Genomic DNA, 19816 nt, shown 5'->3' on the forward strand with positions numbered 1-19816 from the left:
CAAAAAATTTGAAGCACTAAAAATTCTTTTGAAAACAGATTGATTTTTCACGAATTTATGGTATGATAGAGACGTAAATTCAGGTGATTTTCCCAGACAACGCCAGGAGAGCGGCTGTCTGCGCGGAAGATCTCCGGGAGGAGGGATACCACACGGAAGCCGGAAAACTGGAGCTGCTCAAGCAGATCGCGGCGGGCATCGCCGCGCAGTTCGGAAGCGACTGTGAAGTGGTGGTCCACGACCTGAGCCGGCACCCCGACCGGTGCATCGTGGCCATCGAGAACGGACACGTCACCGGACGGAAGGTGGGGGACGGCGCGTCCCGGGTGGTCCTGGAGCAGATGGAGCACCAGGACCAGCAGCCCTCGGACCACCTGCGCTATCTGACGAAGACGCCGGACGGCAAGATCCTGAAATCCTCCAGCATCTACGTCCGCAACTCCCGGGGGAAGGTCAGCGCCATCCTGTCCATCAATTATGACATCTCCAAGCTGCTGATGGTGGAGGGGGCGGTCCGGGAGCTGGTGGCCACGGAGGACCCCCAGACGGCGGAGCCGGAGAAGATCATCAACATCAGCGACATGCTGGAGGATCTGATCCAGCAGTCGGTGGCCCTGGTGGGAAAGCCGGTGGCCATGATGAACAAGGAGGACAAGGTGCGGGCCATCCGGTTCCTGAACCAGAACGGCGCGTTTCTGGTGACGAAATCCGGCGACAAGGTCGCCAAATACTTCGGCATCTCCAAGTATACGCTGTATTCGTACATCGACACGAAACAGGACAATAAACAACAGGAGGGTAAGCAGTCAACATGATCGATCTGACTATCAACAAAACTGGCCTGGCCCATAATATCCAGAAAGCCCGCGAGAACAAAATCGTCATCCCCACCATCGCCCAGATGCAGCATCCGGAGACGATCCCGGAGAAGATCCAGGAGCGGCTGAAGGCCGTGGGCCTGTGGGACGTGAATCCTCTGAACCTGTTCCGCATCACCTGGAAGAACGAGGCCAAGGAGAGCGGCGGATTGTTCCAGACGGTGCCCAATTACATCGAGTTCCCCTCCGAACTCACCGGCGTGCCCTGCCGCATCGTGGCCATGGTGGGCAAGTGGTTCCCCACCGGCTGCCATAAAGTCGGCGCCTCCTTCGGCTGCCTGGCCCCCCGTCTGGTGACGGGCCAGTTCGACGTGGACGTCCACAAGGCAGTGTGGCCCTCCACCGGCAACTACTGCCGGGGCGGCGCTTTCAACTCCCGTCTGCTGGGCGCCCAGGGCGTGGCCATTCTGCCCGCCGAGATGAGCCGCGAGCGGTTCGACTGGCTCCATGAGATCGGCGCGGAGGTCATCGCCACCCCCGGCTGCGAGTCCAACGTGAAGGAGATCTTCGACAAGACCAATGAGCTGAAGCAGGACCCCCAGTACATGATCTTCAACCAGTTTGAGGAGATGGGCAACCCCCTGTGGCACTATAACGTCACCGGCAACGCCCTGGCGGATGTGTTCGAGGCCGTGAAGCGCCCCGGCGACCGGTTTGCCGGCGCCTGCTTCACCTCCGGCTCCGCCGGCACCATGTCCACCGGCGACCGTCTGAAGGAGCTGTATCCCCGGCTGAAGCTGGGCGTGGGCGAGGCGCTCCAGTGCCCCACCATCCTGAACAACGGCTTTGGCGGTCACCGCATCGAGGGCATCGGCGACAAGCACATCCCCTGGATCCACAACGTGAAGAACACCGACATGGCCATCGCCATCGACGACGAGGACTCCCAGCGCCTGCTGCGGCTGTTCAACACCTCCGAGGGACAGAAGTATCTGAAGGAAGAACTGCATCTGGATGACGCCCTCATTGAGAAGCTGACCTGGCTGGGCATCAGCGGCATCGCCAATCTGCTGTGCTGCATCAAGATGGCCAAGTATTATGAGTTCACGGACCGCGACGTGGTGGGCACCGTCCTGACGGACTCCGCCGTCATGTACGGCAGCCGCATCGCCGAGCTGAACGAGATGTACGGCGCCTACAGCGTCCAGGCCGCGGAGTTGGACCACAACCTGCACATGCTGGGCCTGAAGACCGACAGTATGCTGGAGCTGACCTATCAGGACCGCAAGCGGGTCCACAACCTGAAGTACTACACCTGGGTGGAGCAGCAGGGCAAGACCAGCGAGGAGCTGAACGCCCTGTGGTACGACACCGAGGGCACCTGGGACGCGGTCCATGCCCAGGCGAAGGACTTGGATGCGCTGATCGACCAGTTCAACGAGGAGTCCGGCGTACTGAAAGCACTGTAATATCCAATACATCACGATCCACAGGGGGCGGGCGGTTCGCCCGCCCCCTGTTCCGCTTGGGAGGGAGCCAAATGAAACACGTCTTATACGGCAAGTGCGTCAAATGCGGCAGGACTTACGAGGCCACGCCGGACCTGACCACCTGCGAGTGCGGCGGCATTCTGGATATCACTTATGACTACGACTACATCAAATCTCAACTGACCAAGGAGAAGCTGGCAGCCCGGGGGGAGCGCACCATGTGGCGCTACCGGGAACTGCTGCCCATCGAGGACGCCACGGAGCCCACGCCTCTGCGGGTGGGCTGGTCCCCGCTGTACGAGGAGCCCCGTCTGGCGGCACAGCTGGGATTGAAGCGGCTCTGGGTAAAGGACGACGGCCAGAATCCCACCGCGTCCCTGAAGGACCGGGCCAGCGCCATGGCTGTTGCCAAGGCCCGGGAGGCGGGGGCAAAGGTCATCGCCTGCTCCTCCACCGGCAACGCCGCGTCGTCCCTGGCGGGCAACGCTGCTGCGGCGGGGCTGAAGACCTACATCTTCGTGCCCTCCCGGGCACCCAAGGGAAAGGTGGCCCAGCTGATGACCTTCGGCGCCACCGTCATCTCCGTCCAGGGCAGCTATGAGGACACCTTCGAACTGAGCAAGGCGGCCATCGACAAGTGGGGCTGGTACAACCGCAACGCGGCCATCAATCCCTATCTGTCCGAGGGCAAGAAGACCGTGGCATTGGAGATCATGGAGCAGCTGGACTGGCAGGTGCCGGACTACATCGCCATCAGCGTGGGCGACGGCTGTACCATCGCGGGCCTGTGGAAGGGCCTGAAGGACCTGTACGCCATCGGCTTCATCGACCGTCTGCCCCGGCTGATCTCCGCCCAGGCGGAGGGCTGCTGCCCCCTGAACCGGGCCATCGCGGAGAACAAGCCCTGGCATCCCATGGACGAGAACACCCTGGCGGACTCCATCGCCGTGGGTGTGCCCCGGAACGCGGACAAGGCGTTGATGGCCATCCGGGAGTCCAACGGCTTGGTGGTGAACGTCTCCGACGAGGAGATCATGGCGGCCCAGAAGCTGCTGGGACAGACCTGCGGCGTGTTCGGCGAGCCCGCGGGCGTCACCGGCACGGCGGGCGTGAAGAAGCTGTGCGAACAGGGAATCATCGGAAAGGATGATACCGTAGTCAGTGTGGTGACGGGCAACGGCCTGAAGGACGTGGCCAACGCCATTAAAGCCTGCGGCGAGCCGATCTCCATTCCCGGCAGCATGGACCTGCTGCTGAAGGCCTTCGATGAGCGGGGCATCACGGTGGAGTAAAGCGCCGCTTTCCGGCGAAAAAACGAACAGGACCTCCGGCTTTCAGCCGGAGGTCCTGTGTTTTCGTTGGCCGGCCCGGGATCAGGCCAGAGAGCCGGAGGGTTTCCTGACGTTCTGCTCCGGTGCGCTCATCATCTCCAGATAGTCCGCCATGGAGATGCTGTAGGCGTCCAGACCACGGCCCCGCTTTTCCAGGGAAAAGCCGCAGCCCAGCACGGTGTTGACGGAGCGTTGGTTGCCGTGGTAGATGCGCGCCACCAGCTTCCTTGCCCGCAGGGAGAGAAAAGCCGTATCCAGCGCGGCCCGGACGGCGCGGGAACCATATCCCAGTCCCCAGAGGGATTCGTCGCCGATGGCGAATACGATCTCATGGACGCCCGCGCCCTGCTCCGTCAGCTTGACGAAACCGATGGGGACGTCCCAGTCCCGGCAGACCAGGAAAAACCGGCCGTGCTGATTCATCCGGCAGGTCAGAAGGGGAGCGGGGGTGGAGAACAGGAGCTGCTCCAGCTGTTCCGGCGCGGAGACATCTTCATTCAGATAACGGGTGACGCGGCGGCTACGGAGCCAGTGTGCCATGGCGCGGAGATCATCGGGATGGATATCGGCGCGTAAAAAAATAGAAGCGGCTTTGTCCATACGCTTACCTCACAGTAATGATATTTAAAAGCCCTTCTATGCGTTTTTCCGCATCGACGGTTCTTTTATATGAAATTATGGATACAGCATAGCACAGGAAGGAGAAACTGTCAAGGAGAAAAACTTTTCAGTATCTGCGGGAAAAGAAAAACGGGAACAGATCAAAAGCGCCGTCTCTGCGTTCGGACGCGGAGACGGCGCTGCGGCGCTGGGTAAGGGATATGCCCTCACTTTCCGTCGATGTGGCTCTGGATGCGCTGCATGATCATGTCCAGGGCCACCAGATTCTGCCCGCCCTGCAAGACCACGATGTCCGCGTACTTCCGGGAGGGCTCCACGAACTGCTCATGCATGGGCTTCACGGTGGTGAGATACTGGTCCACCACGGACTGGAGGGTCCGGCCCCGCTCCTCCACGTCCCGGAGGCAGCGGCGGAGGATGCGGACGTCGGCGTCGGCCTCCACGAAGATCTTGATGTCGAACATGCTCCGCAGGGCGGGATTCTGGAAGATCAGCACGCCTTCCACGATGATGACGCTGGAGGGCTCCACCGTCACGGTCTCGCCGGTGCGGTTGTAGTCGGAAAAGGAATAGACGGGCCGCTGGATGCTCTCGCCGTTTTTCAGTGCGTTGAGATGCCGGATGAGCAGGTCCGTGTCGAAAGCACTGGGGTGGTCGTAATTCTGTTTGACCCGCTCTTCAAAGGGCATATCCGCGTAGTGCTTGTAGTAGCTGTCGTGGCTGATGACGGTGACCGCGCCGCCGAAGTGGTCCTTGAGATGCTGTGTCAGCGTGGTCTTGCCGCTGCCGGTGCCGCCGGCGATGCCGATGAAAAGCGTATTCATTGGGAGACCTCCCCAACCTGTTTTTGTGGAATAGCGCGGCTGCCGCCGCGGAAATAACCGCTTTGCGGTTTATTCAGCGGATATCACTATTATAGGAGGGACCTTCCGGAAAAGCAAGGCGGCGGTGTCGAAAATTCATGAAAATCCACGGTTCCGGTATTGACGGCGGCGTGGAAAACCGGTATTATGTCAATGTATAAACTTGAACTGGTCTCCGGACAAGGAGGAACATCATGGCAATGAAGCGCTGCCCCGTCTGCGGGGAGAAATATTCCGATACATACAAACGCTGTCCCTTCTGCGAGGAGGAGGCGGCCCTGCGGGACACGCCCAGCCGCCGCCAGAGGGGCGGCTACAGAAGCTCCCAGAAAAGCCCCAGCATGCTGAGCCCCATTCTGATCGTGGTCATCATCGCCCTGGCGGGACTCCTGCTGTGGCTGCTGTTCGGCGACGCCATCGGCGGGAGCAAGCAGCCCGACGGAAGCGCGTCGGCGTCCTCCCAGCAGAGCAGCGTCAGTGCCGAGAAGCCCACTGTATCTGGCTCCGGCAGCACGTCTTCTCCGGCGGGGGCATCTTCCGCCGCACCGTCCTCCGGCGGCCAGACCACGGCGCCTGCGGACGTGTCCAGCCTGCCCAATACCCTGACCGTGAGCAAGACGGACTTCACCATTCCCGTGGGCGATCCCCCGGTGAAGCTCACCGTCTCCGGCGGCTCCGGACAGTATACCTGGACCAGCAGCGACGAGGGCATCGCCTCCGTGGATGACACCGGTAAGGTGGTGGCCATCTCGGCGGGCACCGCCACCATCACCGTCACCGACGGCAACGGTAAGGGCGAGTGCGTCGTCCGCGTGAAGGCCGGCACCGGCGTACCCAACACCGGCAGCTCTGTGGCCTCCGCCAGCGGCTCCGGCACCCACACCCTGAACCGGGAGGACTTTACCCTGCCCAAGAGCGATCCTCCCTTCCAGCTGAAGGTATCGGGTGTTTCCAGCGGCGTCACATGGTCCAGCTCCAACACCAGCGTGGCAACGGTGGACGCCGATGGCGTCGTCCGGGCGGTGGGCGCCGGCAACGCCACCATCACCGCCACCTTCAACGGCCAGTCCCTCACCTGCATCGTCCGTGTTCCCGGATAAATACCGGTCCTGCCGCGCCCCATGGGAAGCCATGGGGCGCGGTGTTTGTTTCCGGCAAAAAGCTGCCGCGCGGTGTTGCGGGACGGAAAAACTTGTGCTATGATACCCTTGCCCACTGGGAGCAAGATCCGCTGAAGTGATCCCGCGCGTGTCTGGCGTCAGCGCCGTCTCCGGCCGCTGCGGCCCTCCCCAAGGAGGCCCTGAATCTATTTCGCGCCAAAGGGCGCATGGAGGCTGCCATGACCACACGGGAATTCCAGGAGAAGTCGTCTCTCCAGATCTTTCTGTCCTACTTCAGACCCCACCGGAAGCTGTTCTTTCTGGATCTGACCTGCGCACTGCTCATTTCCCTCATCGACCTGGCATTTCCCGCCGTGTCCCGATGGTGCATGTACGAGCTGCTGCCGGAAAGCGCCTACCGGACGTTTTTTGCCGTCATGGCGGTGGTGTTCGCCGCCTTCGCCTTCCGGGCGGCGCTGACGTATGTCATCTGCTACTACGGCCACACCTTCGGCATCCTGGTGGAGGCGGACATCCGCCGGGACCTGTTCCGCCACATGCAGGAGCTGAGCTTCAACTACTTCGACCACAACCGCACCGGCCAGCTGATGAGCCGCCTGACGGCAGACCTGTTCGACATCACGGAGCTGGCTCACCACGGCCCGGAGGACATCTTCATCTCCTGCGTCACCATCATCGGCTCGCTGGGGGTCATGTACTCCATCCAGTGGCGGCTGGCCCTGGTCATCACCCTGATTCTGCCGGTGTTCGTTCTGGTTGTTTGGAAGTGCCGCCGGTCCATGAGCCAGGCCTCCGCCCAGGTGAAGCAGAAGACCGCCGTCATCAACGCGGACATCGAGTCCGGCCTGTCCGGCATCCGCACCGCCAAGGCCTTCGCCAACGAGCGGGCGGAAATTGAGAAATTCGACTCCTCCAACGACAGCTTCAAGACCTCCAAGCGGGCGTTCCACCGGGCCATGGGCCGGTTCAACGCCTCCATGGAGTTCTTCCTGTGTTCCCTGTCCGCCGCGGTCATCGCCGTGGGCGGCTGGCTCATCATGGAGGGGGAGCTGAACACCATCGACCTCATCACCTTCAGCCTGTATATCACCGCCTTCGTGAACCCGGTGCGGAAGCTGTCCAACTTCGCGGAGCTGTTCGCCAACGGCACCGCCGGCCTCCAGCGGTTCATTGAGATGATGCGGACGGAGCCGTCCCTGCAGGACGCCCCGGACGCCAGAGAGCTGTCCCATGTGCAGGGCCGCATCGATGTGGACAGCGTCAGCTTTGCCTATCAGCAGGATCTGGCGGTGCTGCGGGACATCGACCTCCACATCCGCCCCGGCGAGACGGTGGCCCTGGTAGGCCCCTCCGGCGGCGGAAAGTCCACATTATGTCAACTGATCCCCCGATTCTACGACGTTACCTCCGGCGCGGTCCGCATCGACGGGCAGGACGTCCGGGAGGTGACCCAGGAGTCCCTGCGTCAGAACGTGGGCGTGGTGCAGCAGGAGGTGTTCCTGTTCGCGGACAGCGTGCTGGAGAACATCCGCTACGGCAGGCCCGGCGCCTCTGACGAGGAGGTGGCCCGGGCGGCAAAGCTGGCAGAGATCTACGACGACATCGTGGCCATGCCAGACGGCTTCCGGACCAACGTGGGAGAGCGGGGCACCCTTCTGTCCGGCGGACAGAAGCAGCGCATCTCCATTGCCCGCATCTTCCTGAAAAACCCGCCGGTGCTGATCCTGGACGAGGCCACCTCCGCCCTGGACAGCGTCACGGAGGCCAAGCTCCAGGAGACCTTTGAAAAGCTGTCCCAGGGCCGGACCACCATCATCATCGCCCACCGGCTGTCCACCGTGCGGAACGCCGACCGTATCGCCGTCATTCAGAACGGCCGCATCACGGAGATCGGCACCCACACGGAGCTGATGGAGAAGAACGGCGAATACGCGGCCCTGGTGCGGACCCAGGAGCTGAAAAGCTGAGAAAATGCCGCGGTGCGGCATGGAGGAGTATGGATAAGAGCAAACTGTTGGATAAGGCCGCCTCGCCGGAGGACCGGCTGACGCTGGCCCATGTGCTGGACAAGTGGGAGCAGGCCCGGAGCCGGAACATCCCGGCGGCCACGGATTTTCTGACTCCCGTCCAGCGGACGGCGGCGGAGGACATCCTGCGTCAGGCCGGAGCGTCACCGGCGGACTATCTGGCCTTCGGTGGCTACGACGGCGCGGAGCGGCAGATATTGCTGTTCCTGCCGGACTGGCTGGAACCGGAGGACGCCGGGGACCAGCTGCCCCTGCGGTATCTCCGGGCGTCCTACCGGCCGGAGTACAGCCTGACCCACCGGGACCTGCTGGGGAGCCTGATGGGCCTGGGCATCGTCCGGGAGAAGGTGGGGGACATTCTGGTGACGCCGGACAGCGCGGACCTGGTGGTGCTGGACAGCGTGGCGGAGTTCCTGATGCAGAGCTGGGACACCGCCGGACGGGCCCGGCTCACCGTGACGGAGATCGGGCCGGAGGTGCTGCACATCCCGAAGCTGCAAGTGCAGGAGATCCGGGACACCGTGGCCACCGTGCGGCTGGACGCCGTGGCGTCCACGGGCTTCCGGCTGTCCCGGGGAAAGGCCGCCGCCCTCATTGAGAGCGGAAAGGTACAGGTGAACTGGCGGGAGTGCGTGAAGCCAGACAAGCCCCTGTCCGCCGGGGACACCGTCACCGCCCGGGGACTGGGCAAGTTCCGCCTGAAAGAGGTGGGTGCTCCCACGAAGAAGGGCCGTATCCCCATTGTGGTGGAGCGGTACGTGTGAAGAGGAGAAGCGCCGTGCTGGAATACGAGTTTGAGACGGTAGACTGTGACAACGCCTCCGGATACCGTTTGTTCGGCGGCGTGGGACTGGAGACCGGCGCGCATCGGGAGACCATTCTCCGCCGGGCGGTGGAGGGCTGGCGGTACGTGGGCTGGATCCCCAGGACACAGCGGGCCGGCGGATTTATTGAGACAATAGACCTGGTGTTTGAGCGGGAGACGCCCGGCACCTGACAGGAGGAGCATATGGATCAGAAGCAGATCGACCGCATCAATGAGCTGGCCCGGAAGGCCAAATCCCCCGAGGGACTGACTCAGTGGGAGGAGGAGGAACGGGCGGCCCTCCGCCGGGAGTATATCGACTCCGTGCTGGGGAGCCTCCGGGGCCAGCTGGACAACACCTATATTATGGACGAGAAGGGCAACAAGCGGAAACTGAAGCCGAAAGGGGAATGAGCGTGGCCGGAAAGAAGAAGGACAGCGACTGGGGCTCCTGGGCGCTGATCGTATTCCTGTTTCTCATTGACCTGTGGCCCATCGGCCTGATTTTACTGTTTTTCAAGTTGTTCGGCAGAGACAAGAAGCAGACGGAGCAGGCGCCGCCCCTCCGGACGGAGAACCAGCGGACCGCTCCGACGGAGGACAGCAGGGCCAAAGCCGCGGCACGGAAAGTGGTCCAGTCTCCCACTGTGAAAAAGTCCAACGCCCGGAAGCTGAAGATTATCGGCGTCATCCTGGCGGTGCTGGGCCTGATGATGCTGGGCGATCCTCTGGACGCGCTGTTCTGGTCCTCGGACTGGCTGGGACTGTGGCTGCTGGACTTCCTCCAGGCACTGTCCATCGCCGCGGCGGGCGGCGGGATGCTCTGCGCCGGGGTCTCCATGGACAAAGCGGTGAAGCGCTACGGGAAGTATCTGTCTGTCATGGGGGACCGGGAAGCCGTCTCCATCGCGGAGCTGGCCCGGACCCTGGGCTATCCGGAGAACCGGGTGGAGAAGGACCTGCAGAAGATGGTGGACAAGGGCTACTTCGGCGGAAAGGCCTATCTCAACGTGGAGCTGGGGTATCTGTTCCGCAGCGGCCAGGCGGACGCGGACTTCCAGCGTGCCCGTGCGGAGCGGGAGCGGAAGGCCCAACAGACCGCCCAGCAGGCCGCGGCCCAGGACACGGCGGACGAGTACACCGTCATCCTGCGGAACATCCGCCGGGCCAACGATGCCATCGCGGACCCGTTGCTGTCGGCGAAGATCGACCGGCTGGAGGACATCACCGCCCGGATCTTCAAGGCCGTGCGAGAGGACCCGAAGAAGCGGGACAAGATCGGCACCTTCCTGAACTACTATCTGCCCACCACACAGAAGCTGCTGGACTCCTACGCCCAGTTTGAAGCCGCCGGCGTGGAGGGGGAGAATCTCAGACAGGCCAAGGCCCGCATTGAGCGGACCATGGACTCCATCGTGGCGGGCTTCGAGCATCAGCTGGACGAGCTGTACAAGGCCGACGCCATGGACGTGGACAGCGATATCCGGGTGATGGAGTCCATGCTCCACCGGGATACCGCCACTGTGGAGCAGGACTTCGGCCTGAGGAAGCAGAAAAAGACGTCCTCCGCCGGTGCGCAGGACGTGGATCTGGGCGGCATGGCGGCCCAGAGAGAGGAATGACGCAGCAGTCCCCGGAGCGTATGCTCCGGGGACGTTTCCTCTCCGTTCCGCACCGAACCCCGCCGCATAGAATGGCAGGGAGGGGATGCCATGGACTGCCGATGTGATCCGCTGGCCTTCACCACGGCTCTGAACACGCTGGCGGCGGCCATCGCCGCCCAGCTGAATGACGACGATCTGAACCTGGCCGCGGCGGCACTGACCCAGCTGGGGGATACCCTGGCCACCATCGCCGCCCAGCGCCAGCTGTGCGGGCGGGAGTGCCTTCCCGGGAAGGCGGAATCAACGGAGCGAATCAGATGAGGACCGTTCCGGCAGAACGGCGTCAGGGCCCGGTCCCTCTTTTGGGAGGACCGGGCCCTGACGGCTTCAAAGAGGATGCGCCTCAGCTCTTGGGCAGCGGCTCCATGGGAAACACCGTCAGCTTCTCGCCGCCGTCCCACAGGGCCAGGAAGACATCGCCCTCGTCCCGGTAGCCCTGACGGAGCAGGGCGCGGCGGACCCAGGTGTCCTCCTTTCCGGCCTGCCGGATGTTGTCCGTCAGCAGCTTGCCGTCCATGATGAACGGCACCTGCACCTGGGACTGTTGGGGCTTCAGATCCAGGTCCGACGGCGTGGCGGGGCGGTCCTTCTCCCTGGGCAGGAAGCTGACCACGCCGTTGTGTTCCAGTACTGCCGTCTGGATCTGGCTGAGATCGAACCAGCCGCTCATGCGGCAGTAGGTCAGAAACTCGCTGAGATCCAGCCGTGCCTTTTTCAGATTCTTTTTGGAGATGACGCCGTTGTCCAGCAGCACCAGGGGCTTACCGGTGATCATTCCCCGGGCCCTGACGGATTTGCTGGTCAGCAGGGAGATGAGCCACGCGACGACGCCATAGAGGATCAGGGCGGTCAGGGGCTGGACGGGGCTCTCCAGCTCCGTGGCCAGCTCCGCCGCCACGGAGCCGATGGTGATGCCCACCACGTAGTCGAACATGGTCATCTGGGACACCTGCTTGGCGCCCATGAGCTTGGTCAGCAGGAACAGCGCGGCGATGCTCAGCAGGGTAGTGAGGCAGACCAGACCCGCCTCGGACAGAGTTTTCATCATGACGAAAAGCCTCCCGCAGTATACTGCCCATCAGTATGCCGCGGGAGACGCCGTTTTATTTCAGACCAGCCAGTTTTTTACGACGGGGATCCGGGAGAGGACGCACCACGTCCCGACGCCGCACAGCAGGAGCAGCAGGGACACCAGAGGCACGGAGACGATGGCGGGTCCCGCCAGCGCCGTCAGACCCAAACGGGCAAAGAACTTCAGGAAGAAGATGTGGACCAGAAACACGCAGAAGGAGGCTCTGGAGACCAGCGCCGCGCCCCGGCCCGCCCGCTCCGGGACGGGAGCGGAGAGACACAGCCCGTAAATGCCCGCGGCGGCAAGGCAGATGCCCACGCTCATGCCCTCCAGGAAGTGGGTGTTCAGGGTGCCCTCCGCGGCGGACATGGCCCAGCTGCCGCCGAAGGCCAGCAGGAAGCCCGCCGCCATCATTGCCGCCCAGACCCATCGCCGGACGGTCTTTCCGTAGGCGGACAGGTCATACCCCAGCAGCGTGTAGCCGATGGAGGCGTAGGTCATGTTCATCAGCCATTGGGTGGGGATGCCCGCCAGTTCTGTGAAGGGCGGGAAGGGCCTCACCGTGGGATAGACGATGCCCAGCAGGAACCACAGCCCCAGCAGGTACCGGAGCTGCCGCCTGTCCGTGTGCTGCGCGATGAGGCGGGTGACCGGCAGGAAGGCGTACACCAGCAGCATGATGTGGAGGTAGTACAGATGCTCCTCATGGCGGAACAGCAGGGTATCCCGCACCGCTTGGGCCAGTCTGGCGGCGGACAGCTGTCCGGCGGCCAGCAGGCCCGCCAGATGATAGCAAAAGGCCCAGAACAGCAGGGCCGCCAGCAGACGGGGGAAGTTTTTCGTGTACAGCTTTTTCAGCGTCATGGGCCGTCCGGGGTCCAGCAGAAGGGTGCCGCTGGCCATCAGGAACAGAGAGACGCTGACATGGGAGATGCTGGCCCAGAACAGGGCGCACAGCCACGCCGGGGAGCCTACGGTGCCGGCGGAAAAGGCGGGGACATCCACGTGGCTGACGACGACGTCGCAGATGGCGATGGTTTTGACCAGATCCACGGCCCGGTTCCGCCCGGACCCGCGAGAGGACAGAGGTTCTTTTCCCATGAGTGCTTCCTTTCACAGAGGTGCCCGGCCGTGCTGCCGAACGGGGGGCCGTCAGTTCTTCAGACTGCCCATGACCCGGGGACGGTCCTCGCCGTTCTCTCCGGCGTGGTGGGCGTTGGTGTGGACGTTGATGTACTGGGCCTTCAGCTTGGAGTACAGGATGGTCTGGCTGGAGTACAGGCCGTTGTAGCCGGAGAGCATGTAGCTGACGCCGCAGGCCAGGGCGAAGTACAGCACGCCGTCCCCGCCGAACAGCTCGATGGCCAGAAAGATGGAGGCCACGGGGCAGTTGGTGGCGCCGCAGAACACGCTGACCAGTCCCAGCGCCGCGCCGAATCCGGCGGGCAGTCCCAGCAGGGGAGCGGCGGCGCAGCCGAAGGTGGCGCCGATGAAGAAGGAGGGCACCACCTCGCCGCCCTTGAATCCGGCGGCAAGGGTGACAGCGGTGAACAGGATCTTCAGCAGAAACGCCTCGGGCCGGGCCGTTCCCTGTTCCACGGCGGCGGTGATGACGCTCATGCCCGCGCCGTTGTAGTCCGTGGTGCCGCACAGCAGCGTCAGAACGATGACGGCGCAGCCGCCGGTGACGGCCCGGACCCAGGGGTTGGGGATGCGCTTCGCCATCTGATGCTCCGTGAAGTGGAGGACATTGCAGAACAGGACGGACACCCAGGCGCACAGAGCCGCCAGCACTGCCACCTTCAGCATCACCGGCACCACCACTTCCGGTACGGCAACAGTGAACCGGGTGGGGGTGACGCCCATCCACAGGGATATGCCGTAGGCCACCAGGGAGGCGGCGAAGCAGGGAATGAAGGCGGAGTGGTAGAAGCTGCCCACGCTGATGACCATGATGGCGAACATGGTGGCAGCCAGCGGCGTGCCGAACAGGGCGGAGAAGAAGGCGGCCATGCCGCAGAGGGTGGCGGTCCGGGTGTCCCGGTCGTCCAGATGGAACAGCTTGCTGGACCAGTAGCCGATGGTTCCGCCCATCTGGAGGGCGGCGCCCTCTCGTCCGGCGGAGCCGCCGCACAGGTGAGTCAGTACCGTCCCGATGAAGATGGAGGGCAGCAGCAGAATGGACAGGGGTTTGCCCAGATGCACCGCGTCGATGATGTCGTTGGTGCCCTGCCCCTCCGTCCGAAGGAGCTTGTAGACAGCCGTCACCGCCAGACCCGCCAGCGGCAGGCAGTACAGCAGCCAGGGATGGGCTTCCCGCAGCTCCGTAGCATAGCCCACGCCGATGTGGAACGCCGAGCCGATAAAGCCGCAGATCTCACCGGTGATGGCCGCCAGGATCAGCCATTTGCCCAGGGCCGCCGTGTACAGCCAGATCTTGTGAAAGAATTTCCGCACCGATTCCATACCAGTTCCTCCCAGTGACCGCGTTTTCTCTGATTATACGAATATTCGACAGAAAATGCAACGGCCAGTCTGACACCTTTTTTAAGGAGAAAAGCACATATCGCACAAGATTTCTCTAGGATTTGGAAATTTTATAGCTGAATTGCACAAAGTCCTGACAAATTTTTAGTTCGTCTCAATGATTTTTTAAATCCAGGTTGATTCTGACAGCGCAATGGCGTATACTAAACGAAGAAGAAAACTGATCGGACCAAAATTCTGCACGTACAGGAGGAATTGGAAATGAAATACGGTCGTACTTATAACTTCTCCGCCGGCCCCGCCATGATGCCCGAGGAGGTCCTGGAGGAGATCGCCGCCGAGATGATGAACTATCAGGGCAGCGGCATGTGCGTCATGGAGATGAGCCACCGGTCCAAGGTGTTCCAGCAGATCCGGGACGAGGCTGAGGCGGATCTCCGGAAGCTGATGGGCATTCCCGACAACTACAAGGTGCTGTTCATCCAGGGCGGCGGCACGGTCCAGTTCGCCATGGTGCCCATGAACCTGATGAAGAACGGCGTTGCCTGCTACATCGACACCGGCAGCTGGTCCAAGAAGGCCCTGAAGGAGGCCCAGAAGTTCGGCGAGGTCAAGGTAGTGGCGTCCTCTGGGGACAAGAATTACTCCTACATCCCCGACTGCTCCGATCTGGACATCCCCGACAACGCGGATTACGTCTACATCTGCGAGAACGAGACCATCAACGGCACCACCTATTACAACCTGCCCAATACCAAGGGGAAGATCCTGGTCAGCGACCAGTCCTCCATGTTCCTGTCCCGTCCCTGCGACGTCAGCAAGTACGGCGTCATCTGGGGCGGCGTCCAGAAGAACGTAGGCCCCGCCGGCATGGCCATCGTCATCATCCGGGAGGACCTGATCCGGGACGATCTGCCCGCCTCCGTCCCCACCTATCTGAACTACAAGACCCACGCCGACGCCGACTCCCTGTACAACACTCCCAACTGCTGGGCTATCTACTGCTGCGGCAAGGTGTTCAAGTATCTGCTGAAGAACGGCGGCCTGGAGGCTATGGATCAGCGGAACCGGGAGAAGGCCGCCATCCTGTATGACTTCCTGGACCAGAGCAAGTTCTTTACCGCCGCCGTCCGCAAAGAGGACCGGTCCCTGATGAACGTGCCCTTCGTGACGCCCAGCAAGGAGCAGGACGCCGACGTGGTGGCTGCCAGCAAGGCCGCGGGCTTCGACAACCTGAAGGGCCACAAGAGCGTGGGCGGCCTGCGGGCTTCCATCTACAACGCCATGCCCAAGGAGGGCGTGGAGGCGCTGGTGGAGTTTTTGAAGAAGTACGAGGAGGAGCACGCCTGACGGCTTCAAGGGGGAGCAGGCTCCCCCTTGAGAATCCCCCACCACCAGTGACATCGGTCACTGGTGACGCCGCCCACGGCGGCTGAGTCAAAGTATTTTTCCGCCGCGCATGTCGCCGGAAAAATGATTCCGGCAAATTACGGCCCGTGGGGCCGTAATGGGTCGCGGGGGTGGATATCATCCGCCCGTCGGCCCTGGCTGCGGCCCGCCGGCCCTGACGGAGGCCGGCATTTATCCACGGCAGGGCGGGGCGCATGCCCCGCCGTCCCCGCCGTCCTGCACAGGGCGGCGAAGCGTCTGTCCCCCAACGGACGCCGCGTTTTCCGACAATTGGCACCCCTGGGGTGTGCCGGGAAATTTGGAAAGGGGTAACTGAATATGGCAATCCGCATTCTGGTCACCGACGGCTGCGACGCTGCCGCCATGGAACAGCTCCGGCTCGATGGATATGAGGTGGTGGAGCAGTTCTACGAGCCCGACACGCTGGGCGAAGCCCTCCGGGAGTTTGACGCCGTCATCATCCGCAGCGCCACCAAGATCAAGGCGCCCCAGATCGACGCCGCCCGGGGCGGACGGCTGAAGCTCATCATCCGGGCGGGCGTGGGCATGGACAACATTGACATTCCCTATGCCGAGGCCGCCGGGATCACCTGCCGCAACACGCCCAGAGCGTCCTCCAACGCCGTGTCGGAGCTGGCGTTGGCGCTGCTGTTCTCCTGCGCCCGGAACATCTCTATCGCCGGACACACCATGCGGCAGGAGAAGTGGGAGAAGAAAGCCTATTCCAAGGGGTTCGAGCTGCGGGGCAGCACCGCCGGCATCATCGGCTACGGCCGCATCGGCCGTCTTACCGGGGAGAAGTGCCAGGCCCTGGGGATGAACGTCCTGTCCACCGTCCACCGGAACAAGCCGGAGGGATGTGAGTGCGAGACCATGCACTTCGTTTCCATGGAGGAACTGCTCTCCCAATCCGATGTGGTGATCCTCTGCGCTCCCAGCGGCGAAAAGCCCATCATCGACCAGAACGCCATCACCAAAATGAAGGACGGCGCGGTGGTCATCAACGTGTCCCGGGGCTCCAATGTGGACGAGGCCGCCCTGCTGGAGGCTCTGGAGAGCGGAAAGCTCCGGGCCGCCGGTCTGGACGTCTGGATGGACGAGAAGCATCCCAACTGGGCACTGGCCTCCCATCCGGCGGTGAGCTGCACGCCCCACATCGGCGCGGGCACCAAAGAGGCCCAGAAGCGTATCGGCGCGGAGCTGGTGGACATCGTGGAGCATTTCAGTTTCTGATACATCTGATACAACAGAGAAGCCCCCGGCACGGTCCAAAGGAGGACCGCGCCGGGGGCTTTATACCTTATAATAAATGATGTGGTATTTTCCGGACCGGGGAGCGGATCAGGCCTCCTCCGGACCGGCCTCCTCCGGCGCCGGCTGCGCAGGCTCCTCCCAATCCGTCATGGTGGCCACCAGACGATAGATGGGCTGGCCAAGCTCATGGAACTTGGCCTCATAGTCCGTCATCACGCCCACGGGACCGTTCTCGTGGAGGTTCCGGGTGACCTCGGACAGGGTGAAGCCGAACTGGGGGAACTCCTCCAGGGAGAAATCGAACAACCCCATGTTGTCCGTCTTGAAGTGGATCTCTCCGCCGGGCTGCAGCACCTTCCGGTAGAGCTTCAGGAAGTTGCCGTGGGTCAGGCGGCGCTTGGCGTGGCGCTTGGTGGGCCAGGGATCGCAGAAGTTGATATAGATGCGGTCCACCTCACCGGGCCGGAAGAACAGGGGCAGCTGATCGGCGTTGGCGCTGACGAAGAAGACATTGTGCAGCTCCGCCGCTGTGCAGCGCTCCATGGCCACCACCATGGCGTCGGGGATCATCTCTACGGCGATGAACAGCACGTCCGGCTCCGCCTGGGCGGTGCCGGCGGTGAACCGGCCCTTGCCGCAGCCCAGCTCCACCCGCAGCTCCCGGGCCTCCGGCATCAGCTCCCGCCATTTGCCCGGCATCTCATAGGGTTCCTGGATGAGACAGGCCGCGCAGCGCTCCATCCGGGGCACCAGATTTTTCTTTTTCCGCATTCGCATTCGGATATCCTCCCATAATTGCTGAAAATTCACGACTGCTCTATTTTATCATAGCTTCGGAATCGTGTAAATGCCGATTTTTTCCGGAGGGCCGTCGGATGCCGGGAGAGCACAGAATGTTAAGCCCTTAACATAATAGCAAAAATTTTAACGATATTTTGTATGAAGTGTAAAAAAACAGAAAATCCTCGAAAAGGGAGAGAAATGGGACTTGATAATTGGGCGTCGAAAAACTATAATAACTCTGTGAGTATATAGGGCCATTCCATGCCGTTTTGGCATAAGGGAAACGCGCCGGGACCGGCGCGGGAGGGATGGCTCCGGAGCCTGAAGCGGGCGCCGGATCTCTGTGAATCTTTCCGATGAGGAGGAACTTCCCATGGCGTTTGTGGAATTCGAAGTCAAGGGCCAGATCGGCCTGCTGACCATCAACCGTCCGGAGGCGCTGAACGCGCTGAACGACCAGGTGATCTCCCAACTGGACAAGGTGCTGGACGGCATCGACCTCAACGAGGTGCGCTGCGTCATCGTCACCGGCGCGGGACAGAAGGCCTTCGTGGCCGGCGCGGACATCGCGCAGATGAAGGATCTGGACAAGATGGCCGGTCAGGCCTTCGGCAAGCTGGGCAACGACGTGTTCCGCAAGCTGGAGACGCTGCCCATCCCCACTATCGCCGCGGTGAACGGCTTTGCGCTGGGCGGCGGCTGTGAGCTGGCCATGAGTTGCGATATCCGTCTTGCCTCTGAGAACGCCGTCTTCGGCCAGCCGGAAGTGGGCCTGGGTATCACCCCGGGCTTCGGCGGCACCCAGCGGATGGCCCGCCTGGTCGGCATGGGCAAGGCCAAGGAACTGATCTATACCGCCCGGAACATCAAGGCGCCTGAGGCGCTGGCCTGCGGCCTGGTCCAGGCTGTGTATCCCGCCGAGGAGCTGATGGCCCAGGCGGAGAAGATGGCCCTGCGCATCGCCGGCAACGCCCCCATCGCCGTCCGCGCCTGCAAGCAGGCCATCAACGACGGCCTCCAGGTGGACATCGACGAGGGCATCGCCATGGAGGAGGGGCTGTTCGGCTCCTGCTTCGAGACTCAGGACCAGCGCAATGCCATGACCGCTTTCGTGGAGAAGCGGAAGCACGACCCGTTTGTAAATTGCTGAATTCTCGGCATTTATAAAATAAACATCCCTTAAATTCTAATCACAGGAGGAATCGCAATGAAGGTAGCAGTCTTTGGTGCGGGAACGATGGGTTCCGGCATCGCTCAGGTCTTCGCAGCGAAGGGCCACACCGCCCTCATGTATGCCAGCAGCCCCGCGTCCGCCCAGCGGCACAAGGATAAGCTGGCCGCCTCTCTGGACAAGCGCGTTCAGAAGGGCAAGATGACCGAGGAGGCCAAGCAGGCCATCCTGAACAACATCCTGGTGGAGGAGAAGTCCGCCGCCGCCGATGCCGATCTGGTCATCGAGTGCGTCAAGGAGGACATGGCCACGAAGAAGGAGCTTTTGGGTGAGCTGGATGCCATCTGCAAGCCGGAGACCGTGTTTGCCTCCAATACATCTTCTCTGTCCGTGACGGAGATGGGCAATGGCCTGAAGCATCCTGTCATCGGCATGCACTTCTTCAACCCCGTTCCCAGCATGAAGCTGGTGGAGGTCATCCGCGGCGCCAACACCACCCAGGAGACCTTCGACTTCGTCTACAACCTGTCCAAGGAGATCGGCAAGGATCCCGTGGAAGTGGCCGAGGCTCCCGGCTTTGTGGTCAACAAGATCCTGATCCCCATGATCAACGAGGCCATCGGCCTGGTGGAGACGGGTGTCGCCTCTGTCGAGGACATCGACAAGGCAATGATGTTGGGTGCTAATCACCCCATGGGCCCCCTTGCCCTGGGTGATTTCATCGGCCTGGACGTGTGCCTGGCCATCATGGAGACCCTGTACAGCGAGACGGGCGATCCCAAGTACCGTCCCGCCCTGCTCCTGCGCAAGATGGTCCGCGGCGGCCTCCTGGGCAAAAAGAGCGGCAAGGGCTTCTATGATTATTCCAAGAAGTAATTTTATAGTGAAGGAGTAAAAGG

20 protein-coding genes are annotated in these 19816 nt (G+C 62.4%); 14 read left to right on the forward strand and 6 right to left on the reverse strand.

What is annotated here, in order from left to right:
• Nucleotides 1–167 precede the first annotated feature (167 nt).
• From ACTNBU_RS01560 to ACTNBU_RS01570, 3 genes are all read left to right on the forward strand, one after another.
• Nucleotides 168–815, forward strand: a complete 648-nt coding sequence (locus tag ACTNBU_RS01560; protein ID WP_441030130.1) for a helix-turn-helix transcriptional regulator — start codon at nucleotides 168–170, stop codon at nucleotides 813–815.
• A complete protein-coding gene (locus ACTNBU_RS01565) occupies nucleotides 812–2287 on the forward strand; it encodes a pyridoxal-phosphate dependent enzyme (RefSeq protein ID WP_441030027.1) in 1476 nt (491 codons plus the stop codon). Before ACTNBU_RS01560 ends, ACTNBU_RS01565 begins: the two co-directional genes overlap by 4 nt.
• 71 nt (nucleotides 2288–2358) lie before the next feature.
• On the forward strand, nucleotides 2359–3600 hold the full coding sequence (locus ACTNBU_RS01570) for a threonine synthase (protein ID WP_441030029.1): 1242 nt from the start codon (nucleotides 2359–2361) through the stop codon (nucleotides 3598–3600).
• Between the two features lie 81 nt (nucleotides 3601–3681).
• Here the strand turns inward: ACTNBU_RS01570 and ACTNBU_RS01575 are convergent, their stop codons facing one another.
• Together ACTNBU_RS01575 and udk are read right to left on the reverse strand one after the other, a co-directional pair.
• On the reverse strand, nucleotides 3682–4239 hold the full coding sequence (locus ACTNBU_RS01575) for a GNAT family N-acetyltransferase (RefSeq protein ID WP_441030031.1): 558 nt from the start codon (nucleotides 4237–4239) through the stop codon (nucleotides 3682–3684).
• A gap of 227 nt (nucleotides 4240–4466) precedes the next feature.
• Entirely contained in the window at nucleotides 4467–5084 is a 618-nt protein-coding gene (gene udk / locus ACTNBU_RS01580; protein WP_441030033.1) for a uridine kinase, read from the reverse strand.
• 233 nt (nucleotides 5085–5317) lie between these two features.
• On the opposite strand from udk, the gene ACTNBU_RS01585 reads away from it, so the two are divergent.
• From ACTNBU_RS01585 to ACTNBU_RS01615, 7 genes are all read left to right on the forward strand, one after another.
• The gene (locus tag ACTNBU_RS01585; RefSeq protein WP_441030035.1) at nucleotides 5318–6223 is read left to right on the forward strand and encodes an Ig-like domain-containing protein; all 906 of its coding nucleotides are present in this window, start codon (nucleotides 5318–5320) and stop codon (nucleotides 6221–6223) included.
• Nucleotides 6224–6462: 239 nt separating this feature from the next.
• On the forward strand, nucleotides 6463–8211 hold the full coding sequence (locus tag ACTNBU_RS01590) for an ABC transporter ATP-binding protein (RefSeq protein ID WP_441030037.1): 1749 nt from the start codon (nucleotides 6463–6465) through the stop codon (nucleotides 8209–8211).
• A gap of 29 nt (nucleotides 8212–8240) precedes the next feature.
• Nucleotides 8241–9035 (forward strand): RNA-binding protein, encoded by a 795-nt coding sequence (locus ACTNBU_RS01595; RefSeq protein ID WP_441030039.1) that lies wholly within the window; start codon nucleotides 8241–8243, stop codon nucleotides 9033–9035.
• Entirely contained in the window at nucleotides 9032–9268 is a 237-nt protein-coding gene (locus tag ACTNBU_RS01600) for a DUF4177 domain-containing protein (RefSeq protein ID WP_441030041.1), read from the forward strand. The genes ACTNBU_RS01595 and ACTNBU_RS01600 overlap by 4 nt, the downstream gene beginning before the upstream one ends.
• A 12-nt stretch (nucleotides 9269–9280) precedes the next feature.
• Nucleotides 9281–9490 carry a DUF896 domain-containing protein gene (locus tag ACTNBU_RS01605; RefSeq protein ID WP_441030043.1) on the forward strand — a complete coding sequence of 70 codons (210 nt, stop codon included), beginning with the start codon at nucleotides 9281–9283 and terminating at the stop codon, nucleotides 9488–9490.
• The gene (locus ACTNBU_RS01610; protein WP_441030045.1) at nucleotides 9487–10698 is read left to right on the forward strand and encodes a 5-bromo-4-chloroindolyl phosphate hydrolysis family protein; all 1212 of its coding nucleotides are present in this window, start codon (nucleotides 9487–9489) and stop codon (nucleotides 10696–10698) included. Before ACTNBU_RS01605 ends, ACTNBU_RS01610 begins: the two co-directional genes overlap by 4 nt.
• A 90-nt stretch (nucleotides 10699–10788) precedes the next feature.
• On the forward strand, nucleotides 10789–11001 hold the full coding sequence (locus tag ACTNBU_RS01615) for a DUF6774 domain-containing protein (protein ID WP_441030047.1): 213 nt from the start codon (nucleotides 10789–10791) through the stop codon (nucleotides 10999–11001).
• Nucleotides 11002–11083: 82 nt separating this feature from the next.
• On the opposite strand, the gene ACTNBU_RS01620 is transcribed toward ACTNBU_RS01615, so the two are convergent.
• The 3 genes from ACTNBU_RS01620 to ACTNBU_RS01630 are packed head-to-tail and all read right to left on the reverse strand — an operon-like array spanning nucleotide 11084 to nucleotide 14278.
• Nucleotides 11084–11788: a DUF421 domain-containing protein gene (locus ACTNBU_RS01620; protein WP_441030049.1), complete on the reverse strand. Its 705-nt coding sequence runs from the start codon at nucleotides 11786–11788 to the stop codon at nucleotides 11084–11086.
• Between the two features lie 60 nt (nucleotides 11789–11848).
• Nucleotides 11849–12913: an acyltransferase gene (locus ACTNBU_RS01625; protein ID WP_441030051.1), complete on the reverse strand. Its 1065-nt coding sequence runs from the start codon at nucleotides 12911–12913 to the stop codon at nucleotides 11849–11851.
• Nucleotides 12914–12964: 51 nt separating this feature from the next.
• A complete protein-coding gene (locus tag ACTNBU_RS01630) occupies nucleotides 12965–14278 on the reverse strand; it encodes a chloride channel protein (protein ID WP_441030053.1) in 1314 nt (437 codons plus the stop codon).
• A 282-nt stretch (nucleotides 14279–14560) separates the two neighbouring features.
• Here ACTNBU_RS01630 and serC point away from each other — a divergent pair, with 282 nt between their 5' ends.
• The gene (gene serC / locus ACTNBU_RS01635) at nucleotides 14561–15649 is read left to right on the forward strand and encodes a 3-phosphoserine/phosphohydroxythreonine transaminase (RefSeq protein ID WP_441030055.1); all 1089 of its coding nucleotides are present in this window, start codon (nucleotides 14561–14563) and stop codon (nucleotides 15647–15649) included.
• A 378-nt stretch (nucleotides 15650–16027) separates the two neighbouring features.
• A complete protein-coding gene (locus ACTNBU_RS01640; protein WP_441030057.1) occupies nucleotides 16028–16942 on the forward strand; it encodes an NAD(P)-dependent oxidoreductase in 915 nt (304 codons plus the stop codon).
• A 108-nt stretch (nucleotides 16943–17050) separates the two neighbouring features.
• On the opposite strand, the gene trmB is transcribed toward ACTNBU_RS01640, so the two are convergent.
• Nucleotides 17051–17740, reverse strand: coding sequence for a tRNA (guanosine(46)-N7)-methyltransferase TrmB (gene trmB / locus ACTNBU_RS01645; RefSeq protein ID WP_441030059.1), 690 nt, complete (start codon nucleotides 17738–17740; stop codon nucleotides 17051–17053).
• 379 nt (nucleotides 17741–18119) lie between these two features.
• On the opposite strand from trmB, the gene ACTNBU_RS01650 reads away from it, so the two are divergent.
• Together ACTNBU_RS01650 and ACTNBU_RS01655 are read left to right on the forward strand one after the other, a co-directional pair.
• Complete coding sequence (locus tag ACTNBU_RS01650; RefSeq protein WP_441030061.1) at nucleotides 18120–18896, forward strand: enoyl-CoA hydratase-related protein; 777 nt, start codon at nucleotides 18120–18122, stop codon at nucleotides 18894–18896.
• Nucleotides 18897–18953: 57 nt separating this feature from the next.
• On the forward strand, nucleotides 18954–19793 hold the full coding sequence (locus tag ACTNBU_RS01655) for a 3-hydroxyacyl-CoA dehydrogenase family protein (protein WP_441030063.1): 840 nt from the start codon (nucleotides 18954–18956) through the stop codon (nucleotides 19791–19793).
• The last annotated feature ends 23 nt before the right edge of the window (nucleotides 19794–19816 follow it).

The organism is Dysosmobacter sp. HCP28S3_G4 (assembly GCF_052065175.1).
Lineage (GTDB): Bacteria > Bacillota > Clostridia > Oscillospirales > Oscillospiraceae > Oscillibacter.

What these genes read in the sequence shown, in the direction of transcription:
- ACTNBU_RS01590 (WP_441030037.1), top strand. Translation starts at nt 6,463, where the DNA reads ATGACCACACGGGAATTCCAGGAGAAGTCGTCTCTCCAGATCTTTCTG.
- ACTNBU_RS01565 (WP_441030027.1), top strand. Translation starts at nt 812, where the DNA reads ATGATCGATCTGACTATCAACAAAACTGGCCTGGCCCATAATATCCAG.
- ACTNBU_RS01585 (WP_441030035.1), top strand. Translation starts at nt 5,318, where the DNA reads ATGGCAATGAAGCGCTGCCCCGTCTGCGGGGAGAAATATTCCGATACA.
- ACTNBU_RS01620 (WP_441030049.1), bottom strand. Translation starts at nt 11,788, where the DNA reads ATGATGAAAACTCTGTCCGAGGCGGGTCTGGTCTGCCTCACTACCCTG.
- ACTNBU_RS01630 (WP_441030053.1), bottom strand. Translation starts at nt 14,278, where the DNA reads ATGGAATCGGTGCGGAAATTCTTTCACAAGATCTGGCTGTACACGGCG.
- ACTNBU_RS01605 (WP_441030043.1), top strand. Translation starts at nt 9,281, where the DNA reads ATGGATCAGAAGCAGATCGACCGCATCAATGAGCTGGCCCGGAAGGCC.
- udk (WP_441030033.1), bottom strand. Translation starts at nt 5,084, where the DNA reads ATGAATACGCTTTTCATCGGCATCGCCGGCGGCACCGGCAGCGGCAAG.
- serC (WP_441030055.1), top strand. Translation starts at nt 14,561, where the DNA reads ATGAAATACGGTCGTACTTATAACTTCTCCGCCGGCCCCGCCATGATG.
- trmB (WP_441030059.1), bottom strand. Translation starts at nt 17,740, where the DNA reads ATGCGAATGCGGAAAAAGAAAAATCTGGTGCCCCGGATGGAGCGCTGC.
- ACTNBU_RS01615 (WP_441030047.1), top strand. Translation starts at nt 10,789, where the DNA reads ATGGACTGCCGATGTGATCCGCTGGCCTTCACCACGGCTCTGAACACG.
- ACTNBU_RS01655 (WP_441030063.1), top strand. Translation starts at nt 18,954, where the DNA reads ATGAAGGTAGCAGTCTTTGGTGCGGGAACGATGGGTTCCGGCATCGCT.
- ACTNBU_RS01595 (WP_441030039.1), top strand. Translation starts at nt 8,241, where the DNA reads ATGGATAAGAGCAAACTGTTGGATAAGGCCGCCTCGCCGGAGGACCGG.
- ACTNBU_RS01570 (WP_441030029.1), top strand. Translation starts at nt 2,359, where the DNA reads ATGAAACACGTCTTATACGGCAAGTGCGTCAAATGCGGCAGGACTTAC.
- ACTNBU_RS01640 (WP_441030057.1), top strand. Translation starts at nt 16,028, where the DNA reads ATGGCAATCCGCATTCTGGTCACCGACGGCTGCGACGCTGCCGCCATG.
- ACTNBU_RS01625 (WP_441030051.1), bottom strand. Translation starts at nt 12,913, where the DNA reads ATGGGAAAAGAACCTCTGTCCTCTCGCGGGTCCGGGCGGAACCGGGCC.
- ACTNBU_RS01650 (WP_441030061.1), top strand. Translation starts at nt 18,120, where the DNA reads ATGGCGTTTGTGGAATTCGAAGTCAAGGGCCAGATCGGCCTGCTGACC.
- ACTNBU_RS01610 (WP_441030045.1), top strand. Translation starts at nt 9,487, where the DNA reads ATGAGCGTGGCCGGAAAGAAGAAGGACAGCGACTGGGGCTCCTGGGCG.
- ACTNBU_RS01575 (WP_441030031.1), bottom strand. Translation starts at nt 4,239, where the DNA reads ATGGACAAAGCCGCTTCTATTTTTTTACGCGCCGATATCCATCCCGAT.